This window comes from Brachybacterium sp. (genome assembly GCF_036379615.1).
Lineage (GTDB): Bacteria > Actinomycetota > Actinomycetes > Actinomycetales > Dermabacteraceae > Brachybacterium.
Map to the genome: position 1 here is coordinate 36,299 of NZ_DASVGJ010000070.1, position 14,394 is coordinate 50,692.

Sequence of the window (14,394 nt, forward strand, 5' to 3'; positions counted from 1 at the left end):
CCCTGCCCGGGCTTGCGCTCCGGCGGAAGCCTGCTAACGTTCCTCCCCGAACCTCAGAGTTCATCGACCACCGGATTGTCATCCCCTGCCTCGGCGGGGGAGCAAGACCTGGGACCCGTTCCGTGCGCCCTCGCGCACTCGGCGGGACCCGGGTCTTTTTTGTTGCCCGGAACCTGCCAGCGGCGGGTCCGGCCCGCTTCAGGAAGGATGCGAGGACGCATCATGAGCAGCTCAGCCCCAGGGAGCACGTCGACCGCCGAGGAGATCGTCCGCGGCGTCGGGGGTCCCGAGAACATCGAGAGCCTCACCCACTGCGCCACCCGGCTGCGGTTCCAGCTCCACGACGGAGGGGAGGTGGACCAGGAGGGCCTGGACGCCCTGCCCGAGGTCATGGGCACGGTGCCGCAGTCCGGTGACCGGTTCCAGGTGGTCATCGGCGGCGCCGTCGCCGGGGTCCACACCCAGATCATGAACCTGCCCTCGATGGCGGCCGGCGGCACTCCCCGTGCGCAGTCGGACGCCGAGGTCAAGGCCGCGATCCGGTCTCGTGCCCGCGGGAAGTGGTCCTGGCTGGACAGCTTCTTCGAGTACCTCTCGGACTCCTTCCGCCCGCTGATGGGCGTGCTGCTGGGCGCCTCGCTGATCATCGCGATCGCCTCGGTGCTCGACGCCCTCGGCGTGATCGACTTCCGCGCCGAGGACAAGTCCGCGACCTGGGTCTTCGTCGACGCGATGTGGCGCTCGGTGCTGTACTTCCTGCCGATCATGGTGGCCTTCAACGCCGCGAAGAAGCTCCAGATCGACGGCTGGGTCGGCGCGGCCGTGATGGCGGCGGTGATGACCCCGGACTACATGGGCATGATCGGTGGGGGCACCCCCGGCGTCACCTGCTCCACCAACGAGCTGCTCGGCACCGAGCAGTGCATCGCGACGGTGTTCGGCCTGCCGATGCAGCTGAACGACTACGGCGGCCAGGTCTTCGTGCCGCTGCTGATGGTCGCCCTGCTGGCGCTGGTCTACAAGGGCCTGCAGCGCGTCTTCCCCGCGAACGTGCAACTGGTGTTCGTCCCCTTCCTCTCCATGCTGGTGATGATCCCGGTGACCGCCTTCCTCATCGGCCCGCTCGGCATCTGGGCCGGCAACGGCCTGGGCTCGGGCCTTGCCTGGCTGAACGGGAACGCTCCGATCGTCTTCGCGATCCTCATCCCGCTGCTGTACCCGTTCCTGGTGCCGCTGGGCCTGCACTGGCCGCTGAACGCGCTCATGCTGCAGAACATCAACGCGCTCGGCTACGACTTCATCCAGGGCCCCATGGGCGCCTGGAACTTCGCCTGCTTCGGCGCGACCGCCGGCGTGCTGCTGCTCTCGATCCGCCACCGTGAGGCCGAGATGCGCCAGACCGCCACGGGTGCGCTCGCCGCCGGCCTCTTCGGCGGCATCTCCGAGCCGTCCCTCTACGGCATCCACCTGCGCTTCAAGCGCATCTACCCGCGGATGCTCGTGGGCTGCCTCGTGGGCGGCCTGATCGTGGGCCTGCTGGGCGGCGTGAACACCTCCGTGTTCGCCTTCACCTCGCTGCTGACCATCCCGGTCTTCGACCCGATGCTCACCTACGTCATCGCTATCACGGCGGCCTTCGTGGTCTCCATGGCGCTGGTCTACGTCTCCGACTACCGCACCGCCGAGCAGCGCGCCGAGGCCAACTCCTCCCGTGACGCCGCCGAGGCTGCGGCCGCCCCGGTCGCCGCAGCGCAGCCTGCCGCAGCGCAGACCGCCGATCAGCCCGCCGCCGAGCGCGAGCTCGCGACCGTCGGCGCCTCCGCCCCTGGTGCGTCGGCCGGTGCCGCGGCCGGATCGGTTGCTTCCTCCGGTGCGAGCGGCGTGCCCGCCGCCGGGGGCGCCGCCTCCGATGCGGTGGTCATCGCCGCGCCGGTCGAGGGCCGCGTGGTCCCGCTGGACGAGGTCCCGGACCCCGTGTTCGCCTCGCGCGCGCTCGGCGAGGGCGTGGGCATCATCCCGGCCGACGGGCGGATCCTCGCCCCGGCCGACGGACTGCTCGCCACCGTCGCTGGCACCGGGCACGCCTTCGGCCTGCTGGCCGACGGCGGCGCCGAGGTGCTGGTCCACGTCGGTATCGACACCGTGAAGATGGACGGCAGGGGCTTCGACGTCCGCGTCGAGCAGGGCCAGAAGGTCGCGGCCGGGGATCTCCTCGCCGTCGTGGATCTCGAGGCTATCCGCGAGGCCGGGTACGACCCGATCACCCTGCTGACGATCCCCAATACCACCACCTTCGCCGCGGTCGAGGCGGTGGGCGCGACCGAGGTCGCCGCCGGGGAGACGGTGGTCACCGCTCGACGCTGAGCGGGAGCCCGGTGCGCGTACCCTCCGATCCAGAGGGTGCGCGCACCCGGCCGATGCCGGGGACTGCGCCGGGGCCGAGGAGACTGGAGAGGTGATGCGCCGATGAAGGTGCTGAGGGTCCTGAACAACAACGTCGTGCTCTCCCGCGACGAGTCCGGCCAGGGCGTCATCCTCACCGGCCGCGGCATCGGCTTCCGCGCCTCGCCCGGCCAGGAGGTCGACCCGGAGAAGATCGTGCAGGTCTTCGTCCCGGCCGACGGTCGCGACCCCGACCACCTCGCCGAGGCCTTCGCGATGATCGACCAGGAGATCCTGCGGGCCGTGGTCATCGCCCTGCGCGGGACCGGGATCGAGGACCGCGAGTCGCGCCGGCCCACCCTCGCGATCGCCGTGGCGGACCACGTCTCCGGCGCCCTGGACCGTCTGCGGCAGGGGATCGAGATCGAGTACCCGCTGGAGACCGAGGTGCGGACCCTCTACGCCGAGGAGCACGAACGGGCCCGTCGGCTGCTGGCCGCGATCAACGAGCAGGTCGATCCCGCGCTGCCCGAGCACGAGGCGACCGCGCTCGCCCTGCACCTGGTCAACGCGGGATTCGCGACGGGGGATTTGTCCTTCACGTACACGATGACCGGGGTCATCCAGCAGATGCTCGCGATCGTGGGAGAGCGGTTCGGCATCGAGGTGGACCGCCACTCGATGGCCGCCGCTCGCTTCATCACCCACGTGCGCTACATGTTCGTGCGCATCCAGCAGCACCGGCAGCTCGATGGCGAGCAGTCGCTGATCAGCCGCACCATCCGCGAGAGCTACCCCGAGGCCTCCCGCGTCGCCGAGCAGCTCGCGGTGATCGTGCGGCTGCGCATGGGGGAGGACCTCTCCTACGACGAGATCGCCTACCTCGCCCTGCACGTTGCCCGTATGACCACGGAGGTCGAGGCCGCCACCGCGATGCGACCGGGCGGCGTCGCGGAGGGGTGAGCCCTTCCCGGAGCGGAGCGTCTTGTGCAGGCGCTGTGCATCGCCTTGACTGAGCAGATGGACGCCGCCGCCGACGCTGGACCGGTCCTCGTGACCGAGCGCCTCAACCTCCGGCCGTGGAGGGTCGAGGAGGCCGCGATCCATCGTCGGCTCTGGACCGAACGGGATCCCCGAGTGCCCGCCCACCGCCGGATCGATGCCGAGGGTCGCCCGAGCATCGGTGATCTCGAGGACTGGATCCGCCGCAGCACCCGGGAGATGCGACTGGGGCTCGGTCTGCTGGCGCTCGAGCGCATCACGGACGGCGCGGTCCTCGGATACTGCGGACTGGTCGACGGCGGGCCGGGCTCCGCGGCGCTCGAGGGCGAGCTTCCCGGCCCGGAGATCGCGTTCGAGCTGCTGCGCTCGGCCCAGGGGCAGGGGTATGCCACCGAGGCCGGGCGGGCCGTGGTCCGGTGGGCGCGGGAAGCGGGCCTCGAGCGGGTGCACGCCACCGTCTGGGCCTGGAACACGGCATCCCTCCGAGTCCTGGACAGGCTCGGGTTCGAGACGAGGAGCCGCCGAGCGGCCCGCCCGACGGACGCAGAGCTGCTGGCGCTCACGACGGTCCTCTGACCGGGCGGCTCCGATGGGTGCTCGACTTCCCCCGAGGTACCTGCAACCCGTAGTATCAGGAACGCCGGGTATCGTGCATCTCGCCGACCCCGGCCGGCAACCGCCCCAGACACCGCCGTCGAAGGAGAACCCTCGTGCCCGAGGCCGTCATCGTCGCCACCGCCCGATCGCCCATCGGCCGCGCCCGCAAAGGATCGCTCAAGGACATCCGCCCCGACGACCTCGTCGGCCAGATGATCCAGGCGGCCCTGGACCAGGTCCCGCAGCTGGACCCCACCACGATCGACGACCTGCAGCTGGGCTGCGCGATCCCCGAGGGGCAGCAGGGCGGGAACCTCGCCCGCACCGTCGCCGTCCGCCTCGGCCTGGATGCCGTGCCCGGCGCGACCGTCACCCGCTTCTGCGCCTCGTCGATCCAGGCCACCCGCGCCGCCTTCCACGCGATCGCCTCCGGCGAAGCGCGCGCCGTGATCTCCGCCGGCGTCGAGTCGATCTCCTCCAGCACCGGCAAGCTCATGGAGGAGGACGCCCGCGACCCGCTGTTCCAGACCGCCTGGGAACGCACCGAGAAGCGCGCGAGCCGCGAGATCCCCGCTCCCTGGCACGACCCGCGCGAGGACGGCGAGCTGCCCGACGCCTACATCGCCATGGGCCAGACCGCCGAGAACGTCGCCGAGCTGCGCGGCGTCACCCGCGCCGCCCAGGACGAGTACGCCGTCCGCTCCCAGAACCGGGCCGAGGCCGCGAAGGCCGCCGGCTTCTTCGACCGCGACATCACTCCCGTCACCCTGCCCGACGGCACCGTGGTCAGCAGCGATGACTCCCCGCGCGCCGGCGTCACCCTCGAGGCCGTGGGCGGGCTCGACCCCGTCTTCCGCCCCGACGGCACCGTCACCGCCGGCAACTGCTGCCCGCTCAACGACGGCGCCGCCGCGCTCGTGATCATGGAGGCGGAGTACGCGAAGGAGCTCGGCATCACCCCGCTCGCCCGCGTGGTCGCCACCGGCGTCTCCGGGCTCAGCCCCGAGATCATGGGCCTCGGCCCCGTCGAGGCGACCCGGAAGGCACTCGCGCTCGCAGGCCTCACGATCGAGGACATCGACCTGGTCGAGTTCAACGAGGCCTTCGCCGCCCAGGTGCTGCCCGCCGCCGAGGACCTCGGCATCGACCACTCGAGGCTCAACGTCCACGGCGGAGCGATCGCGCTCGGCCACCCCTGGGGCTCCACCGGCGCCCGCATGACCACCACCCTGCTCAACGGCCTGCGCGAGCGCGAGGGCCGCTACGGCCTGGCGACCCTGTGCGTCGGCGGCGGCCAGGGCATGGCCCTCATCATCGAGAGGATCAAATGATGACCAGCAACGACACCACCTCCCAGACCGCCCCGCAGCAGTCCGGGTGGGACGCTCCCGCTCCCGGCCACATCTCGCTGGGCGGCAACCCCGGCGGCACCGACGAGACCCGACGGGACTCCGTCGTGACTGAGCGCGCCGTGGTTTCCGCCCCAGAGGCCACCGCGGCGACCCCCGCCGAGCTGCTGCCCGCCGCCGCGGACCACTACTCCCTCTTCCAGGACGTGGCCGGCGAGGACCTGAAGGCCTGGTCCGACGCCCGCTCCCTGGCCGCCGAGGTGCTCCCGCAGATCAACGACTGGTGGGACCGTGGCGACTACCCGATCGAGCTGATCGCCCGCCTCGGCGAGCTGGACCTGCTCACCGACGGTCTCGACGTCCCCGGCCACCGCACCCTCTCCCCACTCGCCACGGGACTGGTGAACATGGAGCTCTCCCGCATCGACGGCAGCGTGGGCACCATGGTGGGCGTCCAGGGCGGGCTCGCCCTGCGCTCGATCATGCTGCTGGGCTCCGAGGAGCAGAAGCAGCGCTGGGCCGAGCCGCTCGCCACCGGCGCCGAGCACGCGGCCTTCGCCCTCACCGAGCCCGATCACGGCTCCGACTCCGTGTCGCTGGAGACCGTCGCCCGCCGCGACGGGGAGGAGTGGGTCCTGACCGGCCAGAAGCGCTGGATCGGCAATGGCGCCGGCTGTCACCTCTCCGTGGTCTGGGCGCGGGTCGACGATGAGACCCAGCCCGAGCTCCACGGCCAGGTCAGCGGGTTCCTCGTGGACCAGTCCCTGCCCGGCTACGAGGCCGAGGTGATCCGCGGGAAGGTCGCCCTGCGCGCCATCCACCAGGCCCACATCACCCTGACCGACCTGCGGATCCCCGTGGACCAGCGCCTGCCCGGGGCCCGCTCCTTCAAGGACACCTCCAAAGTCCTGTTCGCCACCCGCGCCGGAGTCGCCTGGGGCGCGCTCGGCCACGCGATCGCCTGTTACGAGGCAGCGCTCGAGCACGCCCAGCACCGCATCCAGTTCGGTCGCCCGCTCGCGAAGGCCCAGCACGTCCAGGTGCGGCTGGCCTCGATGCTGCAGACCCTCACCTCGATGCAGCTGCACTGCGTGCGGCTGGCCGAGCTCGAGGCCGCCGGCACCATCCGTCCCGAGCAGGCCTCCCTCGCCAAGGTGCACAACACCCGCGCGGCCCGCGAGATCGCCTCCGACGCCCGTGACATGCTCGGCGGTTCCGGGATCCTGCTGGAGAACCGAGTGGTGCGCCACCGCAGCGACATCGAGGCCCTGCACACCTACGAGGGCACCGACACCATGCAGTCGCTCATCGTGGGCCGGTCGATCACGGGGGTCAGCGCCTTCGCGTGAGGGGCGGGTCCTGCTGCTGATCCCGCCGTTCCTCCCGTTCCTGGCCGATCGCGTCACGGCCGAACGAGACGATCAGCAGCCCCAGCGCGAGCGCGATCACCGCGGTGGCGACCGGCGCGGGCACCACCGGCACCACCGCGGTAAGCAGGGCGACGCCCTGGAAGCCGCCGATCACGCGACGCAGCTGGCTGAAGGCCAGCGGCCGCCGAAAGGCCAGCCGGACCCACGATGCGGCCACATAGGCGTAGCGCATCAGTCCGATCGCGAGCGACCACGGCCCCACCACGACCGCCGCGAGCAGCGAGAGCACCAGCACCAGCGCGGCATCGGCCTCCATATCGATGCGGGCCCCGACCGGACCGGCGGTGCGCGTGCGCCGGGCCACCGGGCCGTCCAGGGCGTCGGTGGCGAGGGCGGCGCCGACGAGGAGCGCGAGAGGCCAGGAGCGTGGGGGCAGCTCCCCGCCGAGAGCGAGCACGGCCGAGGCGGCGAGCGCGCCGGCCGCCAGGTGGCGCAGCAGCGTCAGCAGATCGGCGACGGTCACCCCGCCGGGGGAGCGCGGTCGGAGGGTCGCGGCGGCGACCAGGGCCGGAGCCGGTGCGCACAGGAGCGCGACGACGGCGAGCAGCACTTGGACCGGCGCGGCGAGGAGCAGGACCGCGCTCGCCGCGGCGAGCTGCCCGAGGACGAGGAGCGCAAGGACGGTCCCCACCCGGTGCAGGACTCGGGGAGGGGAGAAGTCGCGGCGCGGCAACGTCATGCAGCGAGGGTAGTACGGGCCGTCCGCGCAGGGGCTGCTCCCCATCCACCGCGCCCCCTCCCCCTCGCGCAGCCGCCCAGCCCGGACCGGTGACGTCGCGGCGACAGAGCCCGGCCCAGGCCGAGAGTGCGGCACGGCGAGCATCCCGGATGGAGGGATGCGAAGGAGTTGTAAAGAGGGGAGCGCGCAAAGGTCATGAGATCGTAAAGTCCACCGTGTGGTCGTCGTTCCGGCGGCCGCGCACGACGGGTCGACGGCGTCGTCGTCGGCGGTTCCCCAGGGGGAAAGGACGCACCATGAGCATCACCACCAGCATTCGCCGCCGGCGGACGGGCCTCTTCGCGATCGGGGCGGTCGCCGCGCTCGCGGCCGGTTGCGGCGCCGTCGGACCGACCGCCGTCGACACGGCCGCCGGAGGCGGCGATGGTCGGTCCGACGTGCACGTCGCCGTCGGGGCGCACGGGAATCAGGACAGGGACCGTGATGAGCAGGACCAGAACGGCGATGACTCCACGCCAAGGGTGACGACGCCAAAGATCTGGGCCGGTACCGTCTCGACGGAGCGCTTCGCCCCGGGGGATGCCACCGCCTATCTCGCGATGGTCCACCTGCATGGCGATGCGGCGGTGGACTCCATGAGTGCGGACCGGATCGAGGGCACCGAGTTCCTCGCGGGGCTGGACGCCCGGTGTGAGGGTGAGGCCGTCCTGGGCGGATCGGCCTCCAGCTGCACCTTCGTCGATGCCGACAGTACGGACGGGACGATGTCCGCCCAGGTCCGGTTGGTCAGCACCGGGTTCGGCAACACGGCGCTGCTGTTCGGCGCGGGTGGCGAGGGCGGGGCCGATCTCGCGGCCGCCCCGGACGCCGCACTCGGGCTGCAGAGCATCGGGGGCCTGGACATCGCCGCGGTCACGCCCGAGGACCTTGAGGACGCCGCCCTGAGCGGCGTCATGATGGGCCGCAGCATGGACGGCGAGCTGCCTACGGATCTGGACATCGGCTGCGAGGTGGCCGACGGCGGCGAGCACGGGCTGTGCCAGGTGACCGGTACGCCGGACGGCGGCGGCGACGGCACCTGGATCGCCACCGCCCAGCATGCGTACCACGGTGACCGGGACGCCTACCTGTTCACCCGACTGCCCCAGAGCTGAGAGGCGGTCGGTTCCGGGGGTGCGGGACGTGCGGTGGGAGCCGCACGGCCCGTCGGGGTGCGCGAGAGCGCCGACCGCCGACGCCCGCAGCGGGGGAAGCGGTCCCGGTCCGACTCAGCGGCTCCCGAGCGGCAGCATCCTCGCGAGCGCGTCCTGCCAAGGGCCCAGGTCCCAGCCCTGCGCGGCGACCCAGTCGTCGTCGAAGTAGGTGTCGGTGTAGCGGTCCCCGGGGTCGCACAGCAGCGTCAGCACCGACCCGGTCTCGCCGCGCCCGCGCATCTGCGTGATCAGCTGAGCGGAAGCCATCAGGTTCGTCCCGGTCGAGGCGCCGACCCGTCGGCCCAGGTGCCCCGAGAGGTACCGGGCCGCGGCGACCGAGGCGGCGTCGGGGACCCGGATCATCCGATCGACCACCCCGGGCACGAAGCTCGGTTCGACCTTCGGACGGCCGATCCCCTCGATCCGGGAGCCGTGCGCGGTGGTGACCGTCGGGTCCTGCTGCGCCCACCCCTCGAAGAAGGCGGAGTTCTCGACATCCGCCACGCACAGAGAGGTGGGCAGGCGCCGATACCGCAGCAGCCGCCCGAAGGTCGCGCTGGTGCCCCCGGTGCCGGCGCCCACCACGATCCAGCGCGGCACCGGATGGGGCTCGAGCTCCAGCTGGGACAGGGCGCTGACGGCGATCGAGTTGTTCCCGCGCCAGTCGGTGGCCCGCTCGGCGTGGGTGAACTGGTCCAGGAACAGCCCGCCCTGCGCGTCTGCCAGGCGCTGCGCCTCCCGGCTCATCAGCTCCGCGCTCTCGACCACGTGGCAGCTCCCGCCGGCCGCTTCGATGAGGGCGACCTTGCGGGCGCTGGTGCCGCGGGGGATCACCGCGACGAAGGGGATGTCCAGCATCCGCGCCACGTGCGCCTCGCTGACCGCGGTGGATCCGGAGGAGGCCTCGATCACCGGCATCCCCGGCCGCAGCTGACCGTTGACCAGGGCGAACAGGAACAGAGAGCGGGCGAGGCGGTGCTTGAGGCTGCCCGAGGCGTGGGTCGACTCGTCCTTGAGATACAGCTGGATGTCCCAGTTCGTGGGCAGGTCGAGGGCCACCAGGTGCGTGTCGGCGCTGCGCCTGCCGTCGGCGTCGAGTCGGTGGATCCTCTCCGCGACCCAGGCGCGCAGGCTCTCGTCACTGCGGTCGATGTCCTCGAGAGGCTGCGGCCACGCCGTCGTGATGTTCATGCGACGACCGTAGCGGGTGGCGGGGCGGCGGCGGGGAACGGCCCTCAGGGTCCTGCCCGGGGTCGATGGCCCGGACGCGCGCTCACAGCGGTGCTCCGAGGCGGCGGGGTCGGTGCATGTGGAGCCCGGGGCGGCGATCGAGCAGTCGCTCGCAGCAGTGCTCGACCAGGGCGTTGTCCGGCATCCCGACGAAGATCGTGTGGCCCTCGGCCGTCGCGTGCTCGTCGAGCACCCACTCCTCGACCCAGGCGGCGAGCGCCGTGCAGGCGGCGAGGCCGGGCTGCTCGTCCGTGCTGCGACGGAGGTGCCGGACGGTGATGCCGGAAGGCACCGGCAGGAACGGTGTCTCCTGCGGGTGCCCTCCTGCGGTGTCCGGGAGCTCGAGGATCACCTCCCCCACGGCGTCCGACGGGAAGGAGGCCAGGAGGAGACGCAGCAGGGGGACGTCCTGTTCGTCGGCGATCAGGGCGTGGCGGGAGTGGGACGGCTCCATGGTGCTCCTCGATGCAAGGATGGCGCGGCGGATGGTCCGGCACACGCTAGCCACCTGCCGGAAGTGAGGCAAGCCTTTCCTAAGTCGCGGGATGTGCGGCGTGCGCGGGGCGCCGACGGACCACGGCCGCCGCACGCCGTCTGCGCAGGAAGGACTGCACCTCCGTGGTCGCCCCGGTCCCCCGTCCGATGCGTCTCGGTCGGCCGGGAGCGCGAGCGGCCACCAGCGCAGCTCCACCCCTGCCTGTCGGGGCGGATGCCAGGGGTGGATGGCGGCGACGTCGAGCTGCCCGTCAGGCAGCAGGATATGCTCACCGGCGGCGACCTCCACGACGAGCGGGTCCGTGCCCGCGCGGGAGTTGTCCAGTGCTGCATGGGCGGTCCCGGTGCTCTGATCGATCGTCGCTCCCGTGCATCCCACCAGGGCGCGCTCCATCAGGTGAGCGCCCAGGACGATCACGGGGCCGAGCTGGTCCTCACGGCGCAGGGTGAGCTCCGCATCACCGGCGCGCAGATCGAGACCGAGACCTGCTCTGCGGAGGCGCTGGGCCTGTGAGCGCACGTGCCCGCGCCTGCCGTCGCTGTCACGGCGTGCGGACCGCGCCGAAGGTGAGCCGCCTGCGCAGGGCGAAGCCGAGCTTCTCGTAGCCGGCGATCGCGGTGGTGTTCGCGGCCGAGGCGTGCAGCAGTGCGCTGTCGCCGCGCTCCTGGATGTGGAAGGCGACGTCGAGCACCAGGCGCGAGGCGAGTCCCTGCCGGCGATGCTCCGGGTCCACCGCGACGGCGCTGATCTCGGTCCAGCCGTCCGGATGCAGGCGCTCGCCGGCCATCGCGATCAGTTCCCCGCCGCGACGCAGGCCCACATAGCGGCCCATCTCGTGGGTGCGGGGGAGGAACGGACCGGGCCGTGTGCGCTCGACCAGCGCGAGCATCTCGGCGCTGTCCTCGGCGCCGAGCTCCACCGCCTCCTCGTCGGGCCGGGGCACGAGGCGCTCGGTCTGGACCAGCTGCACCCCGGGGATGGAGAACACCGGGGTCCAGCCCGCAGGCAGCAGCGGATCGGCGTGCGAGACCCCTACCTCCGCGCCGTGACCGAACACGTCCAGGATCGCGTCCCACACGTCCGGATGCTCCCAGTCCCGGATCCCGACGAAGGGGGAGACGTCCTCGGGGTAGCGCAGCACGTGCTCGTTGCCCTCGGCGAGGCCGCGGTGATGCCGGGTGAGCGAGGACCAGGTGGGATTGTCGAGCACGTCGTCGCCGACCGCTCCCGGTGCGGCCGACGGCGACGGGCCCGGACCGTCCGGGGCAGGGGCCTCCGGGACGCGGGCGCTCACGTGCAGGGGCTCGGCGGGAGAGGGGTCCGAGAGGGGCATGCAGATCCTCGTCCAGGTCAGGGTCGGTAGGGCGCCGAGGCCGCCTGGGCCGGAGCCCGCGGCGTCGACGCCGACACGCTACTCCCGTCGGCGCGCTCCGCCCGGCCGGGTGCCATTCCTGAGATCCATGATCAGCGCGGGATCCCCCGCCCAGGAGTGGTACACGTTGTGCTCGAAGGCGCCGTCGCGCATCAGCGGGGTCCCCGCACCGTAGTCGCCGTGGTTCAGCGCCGTGCGCGCCGCGGGGGTCAGATCCTCCCAGTCGATCAGCGGGAACAGCTCCCCGGGGGAGTCGTGCAGCCACATGGAATGGGTGACCTGCTCCCCGTAGCGGCTGTACGCGAGCATCGGCCGGCCCTCGTGCGTGGTGCCCTCCGAGGGTGCGAGGGTGAACAGGCGCCCGTGCTGGGAGTAGCTGAAGGAGAGCATCTCCGCGTCCTCGCCCTCGCCGCGCAGCCAGACCACCGCGCCCTCCCAGTCATGGGGGTGGCCGCGTCCCGGGGAGGGGCAGTCGCGGGGGAAGTACCAGGCATAGACGATGGCGCGGTACTCGTCCAGGCTCACCGAGCGGGAGTAGGTCTGCCCCGGCGAGTCCGTGCAGCCGTCGGAGACGGAGTCCAGACCGAGACCTGCGCTGATGCGGCCCCGGGCGTCCACCCCGGGGTGGGGGACGCAGCCGGTCAACGGAGTGAGGTACGGCTGGAACCGCTTCGCGTGCAGCTGGCGGGGCTCGTGCGCGGGGACCTCGTCGAACCCGATCAGCTCCCCGGCGGGAACGGTCGCGATGGCGGGGGTCGACGGCGACGACGGCGCGGAGCGAGCGGTCATCGCGCTGCAGCCGTGAGCGGCGCGTCGGGAGCGGCCGGGGCATCGGAGGCCGACAGCTGAGCCTCGAGCCGGTCGAGGAGCGGGAGCAGCTGATCCGGCATCGTGATCGTGTGATCCGGGACGTGCTCCGCATCCGCCGGCACCCGCGGATAGCGATCCGTCCAGGCCATGTGGATGCTGGTGATCCCCAGACGGTTCGCGCCGACGATGTCCCGCGACAGATTGTTGCCCACCATCACGCAGCGTGAGGCGTCCTCGGGGGAGAGGTCCAGAGCGCCCAGCGCGGCCCTGAACATCCTCGGGCTCGGCTTCGAGGCACGGATCTGCTCGGAGCAGATCGCCGTCTCGAACAGCTCGAACAACCCGTGCTGCGACAGCAGGTTCTCGAAGGAGGCGAAACGCCCGTCGGCGACCAGCGCCACGCGGTACCCGGCACTGACCAGGCCCTTCACCATGGCGTCGGCGCCCGGCAGGACGTCGCCGGAGAGGACCACGTCGCGCTCGTCACGGATCTCGGTGCCCTCGTCGATGATCGTGTCACCGCAGTCGAGGAGGACGATGAGGTTTTTCTCGGTCACGGGAATCCTGTTCGCGATGCCATCGGGGGATCTCGCGCCGACCGAGAGCATCCCGATCGTCGCCGCGTCCCGGAAATATAGTCCCAGGAGCACCGACGACGATAGGGGCGGCACGTGGCGCCATGCTGAACTGAATGGTCGACGAGGGTGAACGAGCGACGCGTCGGGCACTGAATATTCGTGGCCCCACCTGCCACGATGAATGGTCGATGAACTTCGTGCCAGGTGGTCCGCCAGCTCTCGGAGCGCCGCATGGGAGGCCCTTACCGTGCACGGGACCCCTCCGCCGATCCAGGAGACTCCCGATGACCTCCCCGCTCCGCCTCGCCGTCCTCGGCGCCTGGCACGTCCATGCGAAGGACTACGCCCGCGCCGCGGACGAGCACCCCGGCACCGCGCTGATCGCCGGCTGGGACGACGACGGCGCGCGCGGCGCCGATCTCGCCGCAGCGCACGGCGTCGAGGCCACCACGGACCTCGACGCCCTGCTGAGCCGCCCCGACCTCGACGCCGTCACCGTCACCACGGCCACTCGTGACCACGATGCCGTGATCGGTGCCGCGCTCGCCGCCGGCAAGCACGTCTTCACCGAGAAGCTCCTCTCCCCGACTCTCGCAGGGTGCGACGCCCTGATCCGTGCCGCCGAGGAGGCCGCCGACGGGTCAGGTGTCGTCCTGACCGTCTCGCTCCCGCGGCTCGCGCACGGCTATGCCCGTGCCGTGCGCGAGCTGCTCGACCAGCAGGCGCTGGGCCGGCTGACCTACTCCCGCGTGCGCCTGTCCCACAACGGTGCGATCGGCGACTGGCTCCCCGCCCGCTTCTACGACGCCGAGGAGGCGCTGGGCGGTGTGTTCATCGACCTGGGAGCCCATCCGATGTACCTCACCCAGCTGATCCTCGGCACCGAGTTCACCTCAGTGACCTCGACCTTCACCGATGTGACCGGACGCGGGGTCGAGGACGGCGCCTCGGTGGCGGTCACCACCGAGGACGGTGCGATCGGTGTGATCGAAGCCAGCTTCGTCACGGGCAGGAGCCACTTCACCCTCGAGATCCACGGCACCGAGGGCTCGCTCCTGTACGGCGTCGGCGCGCCGCGCCTGCAGCGGGGCACCGCCGACGGCTGGCGGGACGTCCACCTGCCGCCGAACGACCCGCACCCCTTCGCCCAGTGGATCGAGGCGATCCGCGGCGGAACCCGCACCCCCGAGAACCTCGAGCGCGCACGCGCCCTGACCCGACTGGCCACCGCCGCCTACGCGTCGGAGCGCTGACCACCTCCTGCACCCTCCGCGGC

14 protein-coding genes are annotated in these 14,394 nt (G+C 72.0%); 8 read left to right on the top strand and 6 right to left on the bottom strand.

Features of this window, described 5'->3' with window-relative positions; all coding sequences use genetic code 11:
- Nucleotides 1–222 precede the first annotated feature (222 nt).
- The 5 genes from VF289_RS16530 to VF289_RS16550 all read left to right on the top strand — a co-directional run bounded on the left by VF289_RS16530 (nucleotide 223) and on the right by VF289_RS16550 (nucleotide 6,679).
- Nucleotides 223–2,364 carry a glucose PTS transporter subunit IIA gene (locus VF289_RS16530; RefSeq protein ID WP_330885024.1) on the top strand — a complete coding sequence of 714 codons (2,142 nt, stop codon included), beginning with the start codon at nucleotides 223–225 and terminating at the stop codon, nucleotides 2,362–2,364.
- 102 nt (nucleotides 2,365–2,466) lie between these two features.
- Entirely contained in the window at nucleotides 2,467–3,345 is an 879-nt protein-coding gene (locus VF289_RS16535) for a PRD domain-containing protein (RefSeq protein ID WP_330885026.1), read from the top strand.
- 57 nt (nucleotides 3,346–3,402) lie between these two features.
- Nucleotides 3,403–3,960 carry a GNAT family N-acetyltransferase gene (locus VF289_RS16540; RefSeq protein WP_330885027.1) on the top strand — a complete coding sequence of 186 codons (558 nt, stop codon included), beginning with the start codon at nucleotides 3,403–3,405 and terminating at the stop codon, nucleotides 3,958–3,960.
- A gap of 134 nt (nucleotides 3,961–4,094) precedes the next feature.
- Nucleotides 4,095–5,312 (top strand): acetyl-CoA C-acetyltransferase, encoded by a 1,218-nt coding sequence (locus tag VF289_RS16545; RefSeq protein ID WP_330885029.1) that lies wholly within the window; start codon nucleotides 4,095–4,097, stop codon nucleotides 5,310–5,312.
- Entirely contained in the window at nucleotides 5,312–6,679 is a 1,368-nt protein-coding gene (locus VF289_RS16550; RefSeq protein WP_330885031.1) for an acyl-CoA dehydrogenase family protein, read from the top strand. The genes VF289_RS16545 and VF289_RS16550 overlap by 1 nt, the downstream gene beginning before the upstream one ends.
- Here VF289_RS16550 and VF289_RS16555 read toward each other — a convergent pair.
- Nucleotides 6,663–7,439 (bottom strand): CDP-alcohol phosphatidyltransferase family protein, encoded by a 777-nt coding sequence (locus tag VF289_RS16555; RefSeq protein ID WP_330885034.1) that lies wholly within the window; start codon nucleotides 7,437–7,439, stop codon nucleotides 6,663–6,665. The genes VF289_RS16550 and VF289_RS16555 overlap by 17 nt on opposite strands.
- A gap of 296 nt (nucleotides 7,440–7,735) precedes the next feature.
- Here VF289_RS16555 and VF289_RS16560 point away from each other — a divergent pair, with 296 nt between their 5' ends.
- Complete coding sequence (locus tag VF289_RS16560; protein ID WP_330885035.1) at nucleotides 7,736–8,593, top strand: hypothetical protein; 858 nt, start codon at nucleotides 7,736–7,738, stop codon at nucleotides 8,591–8,593.
- A 114-nt stretch (nucleotides 8,594–8,707) separates the two neighbouring features.
- On the opposite strand, the gene VF289_RS16565 is transcribed toward VF289_RS16560, so the two are convergent.
- Together VF289_RS16565 and VF289_RS16570 are read right to left on the bottom strand one after the other, a co-directional pair.
- Nucleotides 8,708–9,823, bottom strand: a complete 1,116-nt coding sequence (locus VF289_RS16565; protein ID WP_330885037.1) for a PLP-dependent cysteine synthase family protein — start codon at nucleotides 9,821–9,823, stop codon at nucleotides 8,708–8,710.
- An 82-nt stretch (nucleotides 9,824–9,905) separates the two neighbouring features.
- The gene (locus VF289_RS16570; RefSeq protein WP_330885039.1) at nucleotides 9,906–10,316 is read right to left on the bottom strand and encodes a hypothetical protein; all 411 of its coding nucleotides are present in this window, start codon (nucleotides 10,314–10,316) and stop codon (nucleotides 9,906–9,908) included.
- A 306-nt stretch (nucleotides 10,317–10,622) separates the two neighbouring features.
- Here VF289_RS16570 and VF289_RS16575 point away from each other — a divergent pair, with 306 nt between their 5' ends.
- Nucleotides 10,623–10,871, top strand: coding sequence for a hypothetical protein (locus VF289_RS16575; protein ID WP_330885041.1), 249 nt, complete (start codon nucleotides 10,623–10,625; stop codon nucleotides 10,869–10,871).
- 28 nt (nucleotides 10,872–10,899) lie between these two features.
- Here VF289_RS16575 and VF289_RS16580 read toward each other — a convergent pair whose 3' ends face one another.
- The 3 genes from VF289_RS16580 to VF289_RS16590 all read right to left on the bottom strand — a co-directional run bounded on the left by VF289_RS16580 (nucleotide 10,900) and on the right by VF289_RS16590 (nucleotide 13,097).
- Nucleotides 10,900–11,691: a GNAT family N-acetyltransferase gene (locus VF289_RS16580; RefSeq protein ID WP_330885043.1), complete on the bottom strand. Its 792-nt coding sequence runs from the start codon at nucleotides 11,689–11,691 to the stop codon at nucleotides 10,900–10,902.
- 78 nt (nucleotides 11,692–11,769) lie between these two features.
- Nucleotides 11,770–12,519 carry an NPP1 family protein gene (locus VF289_RS16585; RefSeq protein WP_330885044.1) on the bottom strand — a complete coding sequence of 250 codons (750 nt, stop codon included), beginning with the start codon at nucleotides 12,517–12,519 and terminating at the stop codon, nucleotides 11,770–11,772.
- Nucleotides 12,516–13,097: an HAD family hydrolase gene (locus tag VF289_RS16590; protein WP_330885046.1), complete on the bottom strand. Its 582-nt coding sequence runs from the start codon at nucleotides 13,095–13,097 to the stop codon at nucleotides 12,516–12,518. The genes VF289_RS16585 and VF289_RS16590 overlap by 4 nt, the downstream gene beginning before the upstream one ends.
- Before the next feature lie 305 nt (nucleotides 13,098–13,402).
- Here VF289_RS16590 and VF289_RS16595 point away from each other — a divergent pair, with 305 nt between their 5' ends.
- Nucleotides 13,403–14,371 (top strand): Gfo/Idh/MocA family oxidoreductase, encoded by a 969-nt coding sequence (locus VF289_RS16595; protein ID WP_330885048.1) that lies wholly within the window; start codon nucleotides 13,403–13,405, stop codon nucleotides 14,369–14,371.
- The last annotated feature ends 23 nt before the right edge of the window (nucleotides 14,372–14,394 follow it).